19 protein-coding genes and 2 pseudogenes are annotated in these 14,375 nt (G+C 69.3%); 8 read left to right on the top strand and 13 right to left on the bottom strand.

All coding sequences use genetic code 11. The features are described from left to right. Positions 1–214: 214 nt before the first annotated feature. Positions 215–1,150: an alpha/beta fold hydrolase gene (locus tag ACFVTC_RS18355; protein WP_390128092.1), complete on the top strand. Its 936-nt coding sequence runs from the start codon at positions 215–217 to the stop codon at positions 1,148–1,150. Between the two features lie 8 nt (positions 1,151–1,158). Here the strand turns inward: ACFVTC_RS18355 and ACFVTC_RS18350 are convergent, their stop codons facing one another. Beyond that, entirely contained in the window at positions 1,159–1,461 is a 303-nt protein-coding gene (locus ACFVTC_RS18350; RefSeq protein WP_390128091.1) for a hypothetical protein, read from the bottom strand. A gap of 118 nt (positions 1,462–1,579) precedes the next feature. Here ACFVTC_RS18350 and ACFVTC_RS18345 point away from each other — a divergent pair, with 118 nt between their 5' ends. Continuing rightward, positions 1,580–3,151, top strand: a complete 1,572-nt coding sequence (locus tag ACFVTC_RS18345; RefSeq protein ID WP_390128089.1) for an ArnT family glycosyltransferase — start codon at positions 1,580–1,582, stop codon at positions 3,149–3,151. Positions 3,152–3,558: 407 nt separating this feature from the next. On the opposite strand, the gene ACFVTC_RS18340 is transcribed toward ACFVTC_RS18345, so the two are convergent. Then, positions 3,559–3,789: a DUF5133 domain-containing protein gene (locus ACFVTC_RS18340; RefSeq protein WP_390128086.1), complete on the bottom strand. Its 231-nt coding sequence runs from the start codon at positions 3,787–3,789 to the stop codon at positions 3,559–3,561. A gap of 82 nt (positions 3,790–3,871) precedes the next feature. Here ACFVTC_RS18340 and ACFVTC_RS18335 point away from each other — a divergent pair. Then, a pseudogene (locus ACFVTC_RS18335) lies at positions 3,872–4,360 on the top strand (sigma-70 family RNA polymerase sigma factor); the annotation flags it as partial. Positions 4,361–4,474: 114 nt separating this feature from the next. On the opposite strand, the gene ACFVTC_RS18330 reads toward ACFVTC_RS18335, so the two are convergent. The 5 genes and pseudogenes from ACFVTC_RS18330 to ACFVTC_RS18310 all read right to left on the bottom strand — a co-directional run bounded on the left by ACFVTC_RS18330 (position 4,475) and on the right by ACFVTC_RS18310 (position 8,417). After that, on the bottom strand, positions 4,475–4,801 hold the full coding sequence (locus tag ACFVTC_RS18330; protein ID WP_390128084.1) for a plasmid stabilization protein: 327 nt from the start codon (positions 4,799–4,801) through the stop codon (positions 4,475–4,477). A gap of 120 nt (positions 4,802–4,921) precedes the next feature. Continuing rightward, positions 4,922–5,263: pseudogene (locus tag ACFVTC_RS18325) on the bottom strand (NADPH-dependent oxidoreductase); the annotation flags it as partial. 293 nt (positions 5,264–5,556) lie between these two features. After that, complete coding sequence (locus tag ACFVTC_RS18320) at positions 5,557–5,751, bottom strand: hypothetical protein (protein ID WP_390128081.1); 195 nt, start codon at positions 5,749–5,751, stop codon at positions 5,557–5,559. A gap of 509 nt (positions 5,752–6,260) precedes the next feature. Further along, positions 6,261–7,877: a phytoene desaturase family protein gene (locus tag ACFVTC_RS18315; RefSeq protein ID WP_390128078.1), complete on the bottom strand. Its 1,617-nt coding sequence runs from the start codon at positions 7,875–7,877 to the stop codon at positions 6,261–6,263. 63 nt (positions 7,878–7,940) lie between these two features. Then, positions 7,941–8,417 carry an SRPBCC family protein gene (locus ACFVTC_RS18310; protein ID WP_390128409.1) on the bottom strand — a complete coding sequence of 159 codons (477 nt, stop codon included), beginning with the start codon at positions 8,415–8,417 and terminating at the stop codon, positions 7,941–7,943. Between the two features lie 246 nt (positions 8,418–8,663). Between ACFVTC_RS18310 and ACFVTC_RS18305 the strand changes: the two genes are divergently transcribed. Further along, the gene (locus tag ACFVTC_RS18305) at positions 8,664–8,903 is read left to right on the top strand and encodes a DUF2945 domain-containing protein (protein WP_390128076.1); all 240 of its coding nucleotides are present in this window, start codon (positions 8,664–8,666) and stop codon (positions 8,901–8,903) included. Between the two features lie 116 nt (positions 8,904–9,019). On the opposite strand, the gene ACFVTC_RS18300 is transcribed toward ACFVTC_RS18305, so the two are convergent. The 6 genes from ACFVTC_RS18300 to ACFVTC_RS18275 form a co-directional block, all read right to left on the bottom strand. Further along, positions 9,020–9,196, bottom strand: coding sequence for a CsbD family protein (locus ACFVTC_RS18300; protein ID WP_390128074.1), 177 nt, complete (start codon positions 9,194–9,196; stop codon positions 9,020–9,022). 220 nt (positions 9,197–9,416) lie between these two features. Further along, positions 9,417–10,022, bottom strand: coding sequence for an alkaline shock response membrane anchor protein AmaP (locus tag ACFVTC_RS18295; RefSeq protein WP_390128071.1), 606 nt, complete (start codon positions 10,020–10,022; stop codon positions 9,417–9,419). A 20-nt stretch (positions 10,023–10,042) separates the two neighbouring features. Next, positions 10,043–10,699: a DUF6286 domain-containing protein gene (locus tag ACFVTC_RS18290; RefSeq protein ID WP_390128069.1), complete on the bottom strand. Its 657-nt coding sequence runs from the start codon at positions 10,697–10,699 to the stop codon at positions 10,043–10,045. A gap of 86 nt (positions 10,700–10,785) precedes the next feature. Continuing rightward, entirely contained in the window at positions 10,786–11,097 is a 312-nt protein-coding gene (locus ACFVTC_RS18285; RefSeq protein ID WP_390128066.1) for a hypothetical protein, read from the bottom strand. 101 nt (positions 11,098–11,198) lie between these two features. Next, positions 11,199–11,366: a hypothetical protein gene (locus tag ACFVTC_RS18280; RefSeq protein WP_390128065.1), complete on the bottom strand. Its 168-nt coding sequence runs from the start codon at positions 11,364–11,366 to the stop codon at positions 11,199–11,201. Positions 11,367–11,431: 65 nt separating this feature from the next. Further along, the gene (locus ACFVTC_RS18275; RefSeq protein ID WP_390128063.1) at positions 11,432–11,917 is read right to left on the bottom strand and encodes an Asp23/Gls24 family envelope stress response protein; all 486 of its coding nucleotides are present in this window, start codon (positions 11,915–11,917) and stop codon (positions 11,432–11,434) included. Between the two features lie 266 nt (positions 11,918–12,183). Between ACFVTC_RS18275 and ACFVTC_RS18270 the strand changes: the two genes are divergently transcribed. The 4 genes from ACFVTC_RS18270 (at position 12,184) to gvpJ (ending at position 14,374) form a co-directional block, all read left to right on the top strand. Beyond that, on the top strand, positions 12,184–12,726 hold the full coding sequence (locus tag ACFVTC_RS18270) for an RNA polymerase sigma factor (protein WP_390128408.1): 543 nt from the start codon (positions 12,184–12,186) through the stop codon (positions 12,724–12,726). Further along, complete coding sequence (locus tag ACFVTC_RS18265; protein ID WP_390128062.1) at positions 12,717–13,298, top strand: Asp23/Gls24 family envelope stress response protein; 582 nt, start codon at positions 12,717–12,719, stop codon at positions 13,296–13,298. Before ACFVTC_RS18270 ends, ACFVTC_RS18265 begins: the two co-directional genes overlap by 10 nt. 248 nt (positions 13,299–13,546) lie before the next feature. Then, positions 13,547–13,867: a gas vesicle protein gene (locus ACFVTC_RS18260; protein ID WP_385083500.1), complete on the top strand. Its 321-nt coding sequence runs from the start codon at positions 13,547–13,549 to the stop codon at positions 13,865–13,867. Between the two features lie 33 nt (positions 13,868–13,900). Further along, positions 13,901–14,374 (top strand): gas vesicle protein GvpJ, encoded by a 474-nt coding sequence (gvpJ, locus tag ACFVTC_RS18255; RefSeq protein WP_390128059.1) that lies wholly within the window; start codon positions 13,901–13,903, stop codon positions 14,372–14,374. Position 14,375 lies beyond the last annotated feature (1 nt).

The raw sequence follows: 14,375 nt of genomic DNA, 5'->3' as shown, positions 1-14,375 counted from the left end.
TTGAAGACCTCGCCGATGATCAAGCGGCGCGAAGAGGGGCTCGCGAGCGCGGCGACCAGTGATCGCTTGCGGGGGTTATCTCCACCATGTTCATGCGATTCAGCTGCACCACCGACATGCGCGCTAGCCGGATTCTGCGAATTACCGATTCGGCGAAGGATGGACATCACAGATTCCCCGGCAGCCCCGGCAGCCCTCGTTCAAAGGATCAGCAATGTCCCTCACCTCGCCCAACCGACGGTCTGTTAACCGGGCCCTGTCTGCTCTCGCGCTGGTGGTCGTGGGTATCGGAGCCGTCACGGCCTGCAGCGACGACGACTCTGCCGCCCACCAGTCGACCACACAGGATGACACCGGCTCGGCGTCGCCGGAGACCAGCCAGGCGGTCCGGACGAAGCTGCGCATGATCGACAACGGAGGCCATCGTCTGGCCTTTTACGTTACGAAGGGCAGCAGCTCAACCATCGTCCTGGACTCGGGTGGCGGCGAGTACTCCTCGCAATGGAAGGAAATAGTCCCCGAGCTTCACGCGGCCACTGGCGCTACCGTCATCACCTACGACCGAGCCGGTCTCGGCAAGAGCGACGTCGTGCCCGGCCCATGGAAAGTCCAAAGTGCCGTCAGCGACCTCAAGGCGGGGCTTGAGCAACTCGGCGTCACCAGGGACGTGACCCTGGTATCCCACTCCCAGGCCGGTGAGATAGCGAACTACTTGGCACAGGACAACCCGAAGATGCTCTCTGGCGCGCTCCTGGTAGACGCCAATCTCCCGCCGTTCTTCACGGACGAGGAGATCCCCCGCCTCGTGGCCGCGGCCCAGCCTGAGGTTGACGCGGCCAAGAAGGACCCGGAGAAGCCGGCGAACCGACAGCTCATCTCCACGTCAGAGGGCTTCGCCGCGGCGCACAGGGCGTTTCACAGGGTGGTGTGGCCGGACTCGGTGCCGGCAAGGGTCATGCTTTCGGAGAAGACCCCGTTCGAAGGATCCCCCGAGGACGCCCGGCGATGGCGTGAGGCCGCCGCTTCGTTCGCCCACGCAGCGCCCAACCGATCACTCGTCACCGCTGAGGGCACTTCCCACGAGGTGCCGACGGACCGTCCCGACCTCGTGCTCAAGGAGATCGAAAACGTCTTTGCCGCACAGCACTGACCCTGACCTCACGAACTCACGGGCACGCACATGAATTCTCCGTGCTCCCCGTAGCCGTAGCCGTAGCCGTAGCCGTAGCCGTAGCCGTAGCCGTAGCCGCAGGCGCAGGCGGAGTCGGCATGGGCCGCTGTGCAACGACAAGCCCTGGAAGGGTGGTTGCGCAGCGCACCGCGACCTCTATCGGGACCATGGCGGTCGAGAGGCTCCCGGGCGGCCCGGGAGGCAGCGGCACTACTCACCACCACCCGGCGGGCCGCCCAGTCCGCCACGACCCGCCCGAGGAGCCGTCCGGAAGCGCCGGTCGAAGGCACTTCACCGCGCGTGGGTCGGGTGCGTAGGGTACGAGCGGCCCGGGAGCGTGCGCGCCGGGCTGCCTTCGGGAGCGCGGACGGCGCGCGACCGAGGGGCCATGGACCGGGGGTTGCGGGGATGACGGACGCGGCGGACGTGCGGCGGCGTGCGGACGAGTCCGGGGAGCCTGCCGAGTCCGGGGATGCCGGGGAGTCCGGCGGACGGATCGCGCCGCTGGACCGAAGGGTGTTCGCCGTCGCCGGGGCGGTCCTGGCCCTGCTGATGGCGCTGTCCCCGCGCTACGGCTTCCACATCGACGAGTTGTACTTCCTCGACTGCGCCCGGCATCTCCAGGCGAGTTATGTGGACCAGCCGGCGCTGGCGCCGCTGCTGGCCCGGGTCTCGCTGTCGCTGTTCGGGGTCTCGGAGGCGGGACTGCGGCTGTGGCCCGCGCTCGCCGCCGCCGGCACGGTGGTCGTGGGCGGCATGACCGCGCGGGAGTTCGGAGGTGCGCGGCGGGCCCAGCTGCTCGCCGCGGTCGCGACCGCCACCATGCCCGTGCTGCTGGGTGGCGCGCACATCGCCAACACCACGTCCTACGAAATGCTGGCGTGGGCGGCGATCGCGTTCGTGGTCGTAAGGATCGGCCGCACCGGCGACACGCGGTGGTGGCTCGCCGCGGGAGCGCTGGTCGGTATCGGCGCGGAGTTCAACCACCTCGCGGCGGTTTTCGGGATCACCCTGCTGGCCGCCGTGCTCCTCGGCCCGGCCCGCCGCACCGCGGCCGACCGCCGACTGCTCGCGGGTGCCGCCGTCGCCGTACTGTTCGTGCTGCCCGATCTGTGGTGGCAGGCGCGGCACGGCTGGCCGATGTTCGCGATGACACGGGCCCTGAACGGGGAGAACGGTGGCCCGGGGAACATCGTCACCTGGATCGTGGGGCAGTTCGGCATGTCCTGTCTGGCGATGGCGGTGCTGTGGGTGGTGGGCCTGCGGTTCCTGTGGAGGTCCCGACGGCCGCTGTGGCGGTGCCTGGTGGTCGCGTACGGCGTGCTGTTCGTGCTGTTCGCCGTGACGACCGGAGCGCAGGTCTACTACCTGGCGGGCCTTTACGTGTGCCTGTTGGCGGCCGGGGCGGTGGGACTCGACGGCCGGCTGCACTCCCGCCCGGACCGGTCGCGCGGCCTGATGGTCGCCACGGCCGTCTCGACCGCGGTGTTCGCCGTGATCGTGATGCCGGTGCTGCCGCCCTCCGACGTGGGCTGGACGTACGGTGTCAGCACGAATTCGGGAGAGTCCCTGGGCTGGCCCCAACTGGTCGGCACCGTACGGCAGGTGTGGACCGGGCTTCCGGCCGGACAGCGCGCGAACGCGGTGATCTTCACGGCGGACTACGGTGAGGCAGGCGCCCTCAACGAACTCGGCCGCGGTACCGGTCTGCCCACCGCAGTGAGCTCCCACAACACCGACTGGTGGTGGGGCCCCGGCAACCCGCACGCCACGACGGTGGTGGCCGTCGCGCCCGGTCCCGGCCGAGCGCCCGGATACGAGGACGATCTGCGCCGGAACTTCCGGCACGTCCGCGTGGCCGCCACGCTCTCCAACCCCGACGGTGTGCACAACGTCGAATGGGGCGGTCATGTCTACGTCTGCACGGGACCCCGCCGTCCCTGGGGCGAGATGTGGCGGGACCTGCGCAACTACGCCTGAGACCCCCGCCCCGACGGTAGGAGCCGGACGGCAGGCAGCGTCCTGACAGCCGCACCTGCCCCGCGCCACGGGTCCGTTCGCCGTAGTCATACGAGGCGGGGCTCTGTGGCGGAGCAGGCTCACGCGTTCTCCACGGCCAGGCGGGCGGCCTCGCCGTCCGCGGGCCGGAGCCCCGGAACGTCCATCGCGCTGCCGTCAAGGCGGGTGTCCACGCTCTTCCACGCGGCGGTGCATTGCGGCTCCCCGCCGATGGCGAGGAGGGCTTTGCGCGTGAGCGGTGTGGCCTCCCCATACGGCCAGGATCGTGATGCAGGGGCTGCGTGTTCGCGGGGTCCATGCCTGGCACGGGCTTCGAGCCGGGCGGAGACTGGCGCCGTGTCGCAAGGGCAATCTGGCAGTGGTGGGGTTCAGCCGGCGGCGAGCAGGGAGTCGTCTTCGGGTCGGGCGCCGGGCAGTTGATGGCGCGCGGCGATCAGGGCGGCGTCCACATCACGGGTGCCCGTGGACACGCACAGGGTGTAGGCCACGTCCTGCATGCGCTGCTCCGCGTTCGGGCTCCCGTTCTGCGCGTGCAGGTCTCGCAGGGTCTCGTATTCGCTGACCAGGCGCTGCAGGACCATCGGGTGGGCCATCAACATGAGCGTCTCCTCTACCAACCGCACCATTACCGATATCCCGGATACCCCGGCTCAAGGCCCCCACGCGGTGACTGTTTCGGACAGATCCTTCTTCCGCGACACCTCCTGGGCGGTCCACGTTCCGCGCCGCCTGCAAGAAGCCCGCATCCACCTCGCCAAGGCCACCGAGGAGCTCCGCACCAGGCTCGGCCGCACCCCCACGGTCCAGGCACTGGCCCGACTGATGTGCCTGAGCGAGGAAGAGGTCAACGAGGCACGGCTCACCTCCAATGGCTGCTCCTCCTCATCCTTGGACGCCGCCGTCACGTCCGGCGAAGACGGTGAGGCCGAGCTGGCCGACTTCATCGGCGCCGACGACCACGCCCTGGAGCTCGTCGAGGACTTCCACGTACTGGCACCGATGATCGCAGGGCTCGGCGATCGCGAACGGCGCATCATCGACATGCGGTTCGTCGACGAACTCACCCAGGCCCAGATCGGCGAACACCTCGGCGTCTCCCAGATGCGCGTCCCCCGCCTGCTGAACCGCACCCTCACCAAATTCCGCGCAGGCATGCTCAGCACCCACTGAGCACGGCTGTCCGCACAAACCGGCGGCGCGCCCCCTCCTCCCAGGGGCGCGCCGCCGATTCCTGTGGCTCCCTTCCCTGAACACAGCGAATCCCTGGAGGGACGGTCTGCTGTTTCAGCGGCCGAGGGCTCGGGCCAACTCCCCTTTGGTCATCGACGACCGGCCCTCGACGCCGCGCTTCCTCGCCTCCGCGTACAGCTGGTCCTTCGTGGGTCCTTGCGCGCCCTGGTGGGAGCGTTCGCCGCCGCGTTGCGGGGCGGACTTCCTGTCCCGGGTGGAGGTCTTGCTGGCCGTGGCGGACTCGCCGGCGCGGGCGCGTTCCTTGTTCACGGTGCGCGCCGCGATCTCCTTCGCACGGCCCTCGGACGCTCCGCGCTTCTCGGCGCTCTCCTTGATGTGCTCGTACTGACGCTCACGCTTCGGACTCGAACCTCGCGGCATGGTGCTCTCCTCTCCCACCGGCGTGGCCGGCTCGCTCGGCCACCGGTCGTACAAGCCGGGTACCCGCCGTCCCTCGCTCTTCACGGTCACGGGACGGCGCGATCTCATCGCTGGTCCCTTTCAGCCCTGTGCGGGAGGGTAGGGGCCGGCCTTGAGCTGCCGGGCGAGGTGTTCGCAGCCAGGGTTTTCGTGGTGGAGGCAGTCGCGTCGGGGGTTTTGTCGAGATCCTGGTAGTGGGTGCCCTGAGTGGCTTCGCCGACCCAGTAGGTGACGGCGCCGGGAGCGAGGGAGAATCCGACGTCGTCGGGGCTCTGGAACAGGTCGGCGCTTGTGGGCGCCGCCTTCGTTTCCGACCACGCAGATCGCGGCGACCTTGCCGTGGGTGAGCATGCGGCCTTCGTCGTCGGCCTCGGAGATCTCCGCCTCCAGACGCTCGAGGACTCACTGGGCGATGGTGGAGGGTCGAATTCGTCGGCCTCGACACGGTCCTCGCCTGCTAGCTACCCCACTCCTGGTCAGGCGCTCGCGGCCTGAGGTGAACTGGGGGCCGGAGCCACGGAGAAGGCCCGGCCCTCACCTCCGCACAGCGGCAGTGGTGGGCAGCCGTCGTCACGGACCGGCCTTGGTGAGTGGCGGCAAGCGCCGCCTGCCGCGGGCCCAGCCGAGGGCGGCGGCGAGGAAATTGAAGATCCTCTGGTGCTCGGGGCGTACGGCTCGCAATAGTGGCCTCGGGCTACGACGTGGCGGACGGTGGCTCAGTGGTGCCGTACGCCTGCCTCCTCGCCGTATTCGCCGAGGATGACGACGTCGAGGGCCGCCCCCGCGAAGACTTTCACGGCGTGCAGGGCGTCGCCGAGGAGGTGGCGGTGGTGGCCTATGGAGAAGGCGGTCGCACCGCGGGCGGCGGGACCGTGAGGGGCCGGACCTGGGGTGAAAGTGACTGCGCTCATATATCCATCATGGGAGCTAATACCTCATATGGCGTCGGTCCAAGGTCTGAACCTCGACACCCCTCCGGAATCAGGGAACGATCAGTGGTTGGGGAGTCACCGACTGTTTCCGTCCGCGTGCCGCCGCATCAGGGTGCGGGGGAGCGCTCGCTCAGTGCTTTGAGCGGTCCGACACCGTGTCCGCAGTGCCGCGGCGGGGCTCTTGAGGGTGTGACCCACCGGTCTGCCCGGTGATCCGGGGCTGGCCGGCTACGCGAGGGCGGCACGGTCGTGGGCGTGGCCGGCGGGACGGGAACACCTGCGGTCAGCCAGGCGGCCTGGCGGGTGGCGAGCGTATGCCTCGGACACCGCGGTGTGCATGCCGTGCATCAGGGCTCACGTGCCGAGACCGCAGGCGGGTGACCGTCCCTGGTGGGCGAAGCTGGTGGGCGCTGAGCGGGCGCTTGCGTCTGCTCACGGTTGCCGGCAGCGGATCGGTGGCAAGGCCGTGAGGGAGCGTGACGGATGGCTCAATGTCGTTCCCGGCGGCCGCGGTGGGCCAACCGGCTCCGCGGATGGGGCAGCGCACTGGTGCGTCGCCGACGTAGGGCAGCCCTGGCGGCGTTCGCCCCGGGTGCGCCATGGACGCCTCCGCCCGGGTGGGCGGAGGCGGAGGCGAGGTAGAGCCCGGGGACGGGGGTCTCCGGGCGGCCGGTGCCGGGAAGGGGGCGAAGGGCCAGTTGCTGGTGCAAGGCCGTGGTTCCCCCGTTGATGGCACCCCCATGGAGGTTCGCGTCCAAGCTCTCCAGGGTGGGCGGGGCGAGAACACGGCGAGCCCTGATGAGGTCTCGGAAGCCGGGGGCGTAGCGCTCGACCTGTGCCTCGACGCGGTTCGCCATCGCCTCCTGCTCCCGGACGTCCCAGGTTCCGGTCAGTCCGTCGTCGCCGGCGTCGCCCCGCACTCGTTGCGGTACGTGCGTGTATGCCCAGGCGGACTCGGTACCCAGCGGGGAGCGCCTGGGGTCGGCGGTGGTCATCTGGCCGAAGAGGGCAAAGGGGTCGTCGGGGACGAGGCCCATGGCGATCTGTGCCGCGAAGCGGGTGAGGCCGTCCACACCCTCCGCGAGGTGAACGGTTCCCGCTTGCGTGGCTTCAGGGCAGGTCCAGGGCACCGGGCCGTTGAGTGCCCAGTCGACTTTGAAGGTGGAGAAGTCCCATTGGAAACGCTTCAGGTCGCGGAGCAGTCGCTCAGGGAGGTGCCGTTCGCCCACCAGGGAGCCGTACAGAGCCGGTGCGGAGACATCGGCCAGGACCGCTCTGCGAGCCGGGACCGCCTCACCGTCCCGGGTGCGGACGCCGACGGCCCGTCCACCGCGGATGACGACCTCGGTGACCTCTTCCCCGCAGCGGACGATGCCGCCGCGGCGCGCCAGGCGGCGGACGAGAGCGGAGGTGAGTGCCCCGGAGCCTCCGGCGGGAACGGGAAAGCCGTAGGTCTGGCCGAGCATGGACATGAGCCAGCCGAAGCCGCCGCTGCCCGCCGCCTCCGGTGCGAGGTCCGCGTGGAGTGCGTTGCCCGCGAGCAGAAGCCGCCCGCCTTCGCCGCGAAACTCCTCCTCGCCCAGACGCCGCACCGGCAAGAGCATGGTCCTGGCCAGTCGCAGCCCACCGGCCCCACGCAGTTGCAGCGCCAGCCGGGCTCCCGCGCGAAGTGGCGGGAAGGGGGTGAAGAGCGCGGAGAGGATGCTGCCCCGCACGGTTTCCCAGACCTCCCGCAATTCCTTCCACGCCTCCCCGTCGCCGACGGCGAACGTCTCCAGATTTGCGGCGGTCTCCTCCAGGTCGCGGCTGAGAACCGCGCATCGGCCGTCACGCAAAGGGTGAGCGAGCACCTTCGGGGCGTGGCTCCAGGTCAGCCCCTCCCGTTCCAGGTTCAGGCGGGCCAGGACCGGAGATGCCGCAGCGAGGGGATAGAAGGCGCTGAAGAGGTCGCTGGTGAAATCAGGGTCGACGCCACGGTCGTGTCGAACGGCTCCCCCGGGCTTGTCCTGGGCTTCCAGCACCTCTACGCTCCAGCCGGCGTCGGCCAGGAGGTTCGCCGCGACCAACCCGTTGGGGCCCGCCCCGATCACTACGGCATCAGGCATGCTCACTCCCGGCTCGGTAGGTGGCGTCGCCTTCAGGGACCGTCTCCGGGCCCCGACGCCGGTTCAGTCGCCGCGGGGCCGCGGTTGCGCGGTGAGGAGGGAGGGGTTCTCGGTCTCTTCGCACAGGCGGGCGAGACGGGCCAGCATCACGCGGTGCCGAACTTGTTGCACTGCGTCCAAGAGGCCGTTGTGCAGAGCGCCGCCCGCCCCGCGCAACGGGTGCTCGTCGAGAATCAGCAGAGTGTGCTCGCCCCACGGCCGTAGTTCGATCGCGATCCTGGCTGTTCCCAAGCAGCCGCTGTCCGCTTCGAGTTCGAGGACCGATGTCGGCTCGCTGCGGCGTACGACGGTCTGGTTGTCCAGGGTGAGCGGACCGACCTTGATGTGGTAGCGGAGGGTAGCCCCCAGTTGGGGCCACTGTCCCTCGCTCGGTTCGACCCGTGAGGTTCCGACGACCCAATCTCCGTACCGTTCCACGTCGGACAGAACCTCCCACACGTCCTCGGGAGATTTCCTGATCAACCGATGGCGTACGGCCATGTCTTCCTCCGAGGTCCGAAGTGTCACGCCGCTTCCTGGGTCTTCCACGCTAGGCCCCGGTACGGACTCCCGCGCGAGGGCGGCGGGCCGAAGGGGGCCCGCCGTTGCCCTGGCCGCTCTGTGTACGGACAGCGGACTGTTCCCAGAGGTGGAGGTGTCCCGCCTCCGGCGGGGCACGCTTGCGGGTGCGAAATGGTGCGGGCGCCGACATGGTGGTAAGTACTGGGCACAGCATGGGAGACGGACATGGCGAAGGATCATGAGCCCTCGAGGAAGCGGGACCTGTCCAAGGGCGACAAGGTCGCCTGGAACAGTCACGGCAGCAAGGCCTCGGGCTCCGTCGAGAAGAAGATCACCAGGCGGACGGAGGCTGCGGGTCGGACCGTGGACGCCTCACCGGACGAGCCGCAGTACGAGGTTCGCAGTGACAAGTCGGGACGCACCGCTGTGCACAAGCCCTCCGCGCTGAAGAAGAAGGGCGAGTAGTCCCACTGCTCGACAGGACCCGCGCGAGAGGCGGGGCACATCCGGGACTGGCCTCGAAGTGCGCGTATCCCGGCAGCCGGACGATGTGGCTGCCGGGATGCGGGCGCTACGCACGACTACTTGGGGCGGATCGCGTCCTTGGCCTTCTCCTTGGCCGCGCGCAGGTCGCCTTTGGATTCTTGCGCGCGCCCACTCGCGGCCATGGACTCATTGCCTACCGCGTCTCCGATCACCTTCTTGACCTTGCCTTTGGTTCGTTCACCCTTGGCTTTGGCCTTCTGGTTCGCGGCCATAGCTCTCACGCCCTGTCTTGCTGGAGGAGGATCAAACCTGGACTTACTCCAGGTTACGCCTTCGAATGGGGAGCTTCATTGACAATCCATGAGATATAGCCATTGAAAGATGAAAAGGGGTGTAGTCGGCGGCGGCAATCGGCAATGCACCCTGGGGCGTCAGCGGTGCCAGGCGACTGCCCTCGGGAAGTGAGGCGCCGGCGCATCCCGTGCCGCCGCTCTATTCGGCACGGCGTGCCTTGTGCCTGCCCACGTGCAACAGCGCGTGGGTGGGGAGACGGGTCAACCCGGTGGACTCGCGTGCGTGGGCCACCGGGCCGCGACACAGCGCCTGGAGCGTGGGGGCTGGAAGCCCGTGATCCGTCAGCGTGAGGGCGACGTTGAGCTGGGGGCCCGTGGCCCGTCCGGCCAGGTGAGCGTCGGCCTGCTCGACGTCGGGCAGAGCGCGCGCCTCCAAAGCCACGGCGTCGCCGAGGGCCCGCCCCCGTAGTTCGACGCTCTCGGGCGGAGGCGTGCCGCCCAGGTGCACCGCGCCGGGGCGGTGCCGCAGTTGGGCGAGAAGCCAGGTGAGGGCCAGGATCGCGGCCAGGGCCAGGACGGCGATGACGGCGGGCCACCACCACCAGCCCTGGTCGCTCCAGCGGACACGGTCGGCGTTGCTGAGCAGGACGTCGTGGGTCGTGGACGCGGGCCATCCGGCGGGTGGGCTCAGCCGAAGCCGGTGGTAGAGGTCGAACCCGGCAGCGAGGATCAGCAGGCCGCCTCCCAGCAGCACCACGCCGCACAGGCCCAGAAGGAGACGGTTGACGGTGGATCGACCGTTCATGGCGCGCTCCCGGTGCGATGTCAGTGAGTGTGGTGGTGCAGTCGGACCGTGACTCGTGGGGTGTGGGCCAGTGCGAGCTGTCGGCACTGCTCGCGCAGGGCCTGGGAGAGCTCGTCGCGAACGGCCGCCATGTCGCGGAATCCGACCTCCGCGCGGGCGATGACGCGACGGCGTCCGACTCGAACCCGTGCACGGCTGACACCGGGGACACGCATCGCAGCATCGCGCAGGACAAGGGCGGCGCTCCTGCGATCCAGCCAGGCCCCCAACTCCGGGGAATCCTCGGGTGCCCGCAGGGGCAGAAGTCGACGCAGTCCGGGTGTGACGGCGAGGATGAGCAGCCACAAGCCGAGGACGACGGCGACGGCGCCTGTGGCGAGCAGCCAGGGGTCGTCCACCGGCCGGGTGGTCGCCTCTTCGACGAGGCGGGTTCGCCACGCACCGGCCCGGTGTCCGGCACGCACCGCGATCACGTCGTAGAGCAGTGCGCCGACGACGACGAACACGATGAGAGCGACCAGAGCCGCCGGGATGCGGCGGGCGGACCACAGGCGGGACGATCTCGCCCCCAGACCCCCACTCGGCGACGGCTTTTCCAGGAGCACGTTGCTGCCGGGTTGCCCTCGGCCTGTTCCGGCCGATTTCTCGGTCGCCTCGGTGCGTTGTGGGACTGTCATGGTGTCCGACCTCCGTCATCGGTCGGTGGTGGTGTGCCGACCGGGCCCGCGCAAGCGCCGAGCAGGGGCGTCCGGGCGGTCGGGGCTCATTGGACGCGAGCCGGCAGCCCGGAGACGACAAGGCGCCGCACTGTCAGCATCACTTCGCTGATGTCCAGTCCGGTCAGACGGGCCACCTGTTCGCTGATCTCGTGTTGCAGCTGTCGGCAGGTGCCGGTGATGTCCGTGGGATACGGGAGGTCGACGGTCAGCGCAAGTCGTGCCGTTCCGTCGTGCGTGGTCGCGTGGGCTCTGGGCGCTGTGAGGTCTGCGCCCGCGTACTCGGGGCCGGTGATCCGGTGGAGGGCTGTGCCGGCCGCTCGTGCGGCGATGCGGGCGACGACGCGGTCGGGGATCACCGTCGCGCCCCGTTCTTCGGGCGGTGGTGCGGATCGGTGCGCCTCATTCTCGTGTCCGGCGCCTTCGGCCGCGGGAGGTTCGTCGGTGCGGGGGGCGGCGCTCACCGTTGCCGCCGGCTGAACAGGTCGACATCGCCCTGGAGGACGAGGCCGAGGACCAGGCCCGCCGCGCCCAGGACCGCGACGAGGAGGAAGGCCCAGAAGCCGCCGAAGTACCCTGCGAATCCCAGTGCCATTCCGGCTGCCAGCCCCACTGTCGCCGTGTTCATCGTCTGCTCACCTGTCCTTCGAGGGTGTTCAGCTGCTTTCGGCGGGTCCGACCCGCGGCCGGAGGTCACTGGACACGACCTTCGCTCGGCTCGGCATCGTCTTCGTCGGGCAGGTTCACGTCGTCGACGACGAGGTTCACCTCGACCACCTCGAGGCCTGTCATGCGTTCCACCGCGGAGATGACGTTGACGCGTACTTCCGAGGCCACCTCGACGATGGGGAATCCGTACTCGACGACGACGTCGATGTCCAGCGCCGCCTGACGCTCACCGACCTCGACCTTCACCCCGCGGCTGACACCGCCCGACCCCGTGCCGGGGACGCGCTCACGGACAGCTCCCATGGCGCGAGTCATGCCCGCGCCAAGGCTATGGATACCGGGTACTTCGCGGGCGGACATTCCTGCGATCTTGGCTACGACGCCGTCGGCGATGGTGGTCTGGCCCCGGGTTTCAGGTGAGGTGCCAGCACCGGTTGGACCCTTCAGCATGGTCGCGGAATCCGTAGTGCCGTCCGGTCCGGAAGCGGGACGTTCGGGGCTGTCCGTCATGACAGTCACCTCGCTCAGTCGATGCGGGCGCCGACGCGGCGTCCGTCACAAGGTTCGACACACCCTGGCCGCGATTCGTCACATAAATGCATGAAACAGCTTTCCGGCTCACGAGGTGGGCACTCGTACCAGAGCTCATGAAGCGGGCACTCGTACCAGAGCGGACAGGAGGTGCAGGCGTGCCACACAGCACCGGTCCTCCCCGGCGCCGGTCCGCCCGCGGCGCCCCCTCCTTCGGGCCTCCTGTCCCCGGTACGTCCGACGGACTGCTCTCCGCCTCGGACGAACTGCTGGCGACCCGCGCAGGCGAAGGTGACGAGCAGGCCTTCACCATTCTGATGCGGCGCCACAGCCGCTCCCTGCTCGCGCTGGCCCTCCACACGCTCGGGAACGCGCAGGACGCCGAGGACGCGGTGCAAGACGCTTTCACCAGCGCCTGGAGACGTCTGCCCGAGTTCCGGCACGCCTGTGCGTTCAGCACCTGGATGTACCGCATCACCGTCAACCGCTGTCTGAATTCCCTGCGACGTCGTCCCGCGCCGGTACCGTTGAACACAGTGGCCGAACCCGCTGCCGGCCCGGGCAGCTCGCCCGCGCGGGTGGCTGAGGAGGATGCCCTCGCCGACGCTCTGGCCGAGGCCCTGGGCAACCTCGAACCCCGTCAACGGGTCTGCTGGGTCCTGCGGGAACTGCAGGGACTGTCCTACGAACAGATCGCCCACGTAACGGGAACCAGCGAGCAGACGGTCCGCGGAAGGCTGTACCGGGCTCGCCGGTCTCTGAAGGAGATGATGGCCCCGTGGCGCTAGACGACCACCGCGCTCCTCCTCGGCCCACCGGCCGCCTCCCCGAGAAGTCCGAAGCGTCGCCCCGCGGCCAGAATCCCCCGCGTGAGGAGGCAGGGGACGCCGGTACCGCGGGCGCCCACGCTGCCGCCTGCCCCGACGACCGGGACTCCGTGGCCGACCCGGCGACGGACACCGCGACGAGGCTCCTGCGGAATCGGAAACCGCCGAGCACGCAGCGTCTCATCGACCGCGTCACGACCGTCGTCCGTGACGAGGCGTGGCTGGGGCCGTGGTTGCCCTTGGGTGACCGTACGGGCACGCTACGGATCACCGAGCAGGCCGCGTCCGTCGCCCTGAGACATGCCGCGGACGCCGTACCAGGCGTGACTGCCGCCAGTTGCCGTCTGGCCCGTGCCGATCAGGCCGCGGGCATGCACGTGCGCATGACGGTGACCGCTGGTCTGGATCGCCCGTTGCCTGAGACGGCAGGACTGGTGCGCCGCTCTGTAGTGGATGCCTCCGGCCAAGCCCTGGGCATCGCGGTGACGGCCGTCGACATCACGGTGATCGACGCTTACCGCACAGGCGCTTAGCAGAGCATCCACGACGGACCAGTAGTTCGTCTCCGACGGCGCCTTCGCCGACTAGTGAGCGCGCCGACCACGCGCGAACGGATTCGCCGAGACGCTCGGCTGCGGCCGGTCGAGCAGCACGTCGCTGGTGTCGGCCCCCGCCTCCGATGTCCTGCGATTGGCCGCGGCGACGACATCGCGGACCGTTCCGTGCGCCCGTCTGGTCTCCTCGACGTGCGCGATGCCCGAGATTGACCAGACTTGTAGACATGGCAGAAGAACGTCGGCCGCGTGCCGGGAAAGCCTCGACGGCAGCCACTCGCCGACCGCCACCCGTGAGGGGCGCCGGTCAAGCCGCGCGGGCCGCCTGCCAGAGCCTGGAGGGGCTGATCGGCCACCCCACGGAGGGCGTATCAGCGGTGAAGCGTGTCGAAGAAGGCTGGTGTGTCGTCGTGGACGTCCTCGAGCTGCCACGGATTCCGGACACGACGAGTCTCCTCGCCTCGTACGAGGTGCAGATCGACCAGGACGGCGAGCTCTTGGAGTACAGCAGGATCCGCCGCTATCGGCGTGGATCCGCCGATGAGTGACCCAGATTCTGCCGACAACCGGAAGGACGACCTATGCCTGCGACCACCTACTCCGACGAGGTAGTGGCGTGCCCACCACGCGCTGGCACGTTGTACGACGTGCTGGAACTCATTCTCGATCGGGGCATGGTGATCGACGTCTTCGTCCGGGTCTCCCTGGTCGGCATCGAGATTCTCAAGATCGACGCACGCATCGTCATCGCGAGTGTGGACACCTATCTGCGATTCGCCGAGGCATGCAACCGACTTGACCTGGAACGGGACTCCGGCAGCACCACCGTCCCGGAACTTCTCAGCGGCAGCGCCGCGAAGTCAATCGGCAAGCGAAAGGTCCGCAAGGCCGCGGACAGTGTGGGCGAGACCGTCCGCAAGGCGGTCGGAGGCTTGGGGGGCAGCTCCGACGACCACGACGAACACGACGAGGACGAGGAAGAACAGCAGGAGCGGCCGAGGAAGCGGCGCGCACCTGCCCGTGGCGGTTCTAGCCGACGACCTGTGAGGGCCTGAG

The sequence above is a fragment of the Streptomyces sp. NPDC057950 genome (assembly GCF_042887295.1).
Classification (GTDB): Bacteria; Actinomycetota; Actinomycetes; order Streptomycetales; family Streptomycetaceae; genus Streptomyces; species Streptomyces kaempferi.
The sequence above is the reverse complement of the archived record's forward strand: the minus strand, read 5'-3'. Positions and strand labels throughout refer to the sequence as shown.

What these genes read in the sequence shown, in the direction of transcription:
- ACFVTC_RS18355 (WP_390128092.1), top strand. Translation starts at nt 215, where the DNA reads ATGTCCCTCACCTCGCCCAACCGACGGTCTGTTAACCGGGCCCTGTCT.
- ACFVTC_RS18345 (WP_390128089.1), top strand. Translation starts at nt 1,580, where the DNA reads ATGACGGACGCGGCGGACGTGCGGCGGCGTGCGGACGAGTCCGGGGAG.
- ACFVTC_RS18340 (WP_390128086.1), bottom strand. Translation starts at nt 3,789, where the DNA reads ATGTTGATGGCCCACCCGATGGTCCTGCAGCGCCTGGTCAGCGAATAC.
- ACFVTC_RS18330 (WP_390128084.1), bottom strand. Translation starts at nt 4,801, where the DNA reads ATGCCGCGAGGTTCGAGTCCGAAGCGTGAGCGTCAGTACGAGCACATC.
- ACFVTC_RS18320 (WP_390128081.1), bottom strand. Translation starts at nt 5,751, where the DNA reads ATGAGCGCAGTCACTTTCACCCCAGGTCCGGCCCCTCACGGTCCCGCC.
- ACFVTC_RS18315 (WP_390128078.1), bottom strand. Translation starts at nt 7,877, where the DNA reads ATGCCTGATGCCGTAGTGATCGGGGCGGGCCCCAACGGGTTGGTCGCG.
- ACFVTC_RS18310 (WP_390128409.1), bottom strand. Translation starts at nt 8,417, where the DNA reads ATGGCCGTACGCCATCGGTTGATCAGGAAATCTCCCGAGGACGTGTGG.
- ACFVTC_RS18305 (WP_390128076.1), top strand. Translation starts at nt 8,664, where the DNA reads ATGGCGAAGGATCATGAGCCCTCGAGGAAGCGGGACCTGTCCAAGGGC.
- ACFVTC_RS18300 (WP_390128074.1), bottom strand. Translation starts at nt 9,196, where the DNA reads ATGGCCGCGAACCAGAAGGCCAAAGCCAAGGGTGAACGAACCAAAGGC.
- ACFVTC_RS18295 (WP_390128071.1), bottom strand. Translation starts at nt 10,022, where the DNA reads ATGAACGGTCGATCCACCGTCAACCGTCTCCTTCTGGGCCTGTGCGGC.
- ACFVTC_RS18290 (WP_390128069.1), bottom strand. Translation starts at nt 10,699, where the DNA reads ATGACAGTCCCACAACGCACCGAGGCGACCGAGAAATCGGCCGGAACA.
- ACFVTC_RS18280 (WP_390128065.1), bottom strand. Translation starts at nt 11,366, where the DNA reads ATGAACACGGCGACAGTGGGGCTGGCAGCCGGAATGGCACTGGGATTC.
- ACFVTC_RS18275 (WP_390128063.1), bottom strand. Translation starts at nt 11,917, where the DNA reads ATGACGGACAGCCCCGAACGTCCCGCTTCCGGACCGGACGGCACTACG.
- ACFVTC_RS18260 (WP_385083500.1), top strand. Translation starts at nt 13,547, where the DNA reads ATGGCAGAAGAACGTCGGCCGCGTGCCGGGAAAGCCTCGACGGCAGCC.
- gvpJ (WP_390128059.1), top strand. Translation starts at nt 13,901, where the DNA reads ATGCCTGCGACCACCTACTCCGACGAGGTAGTGGCGTGCCCACCACGC.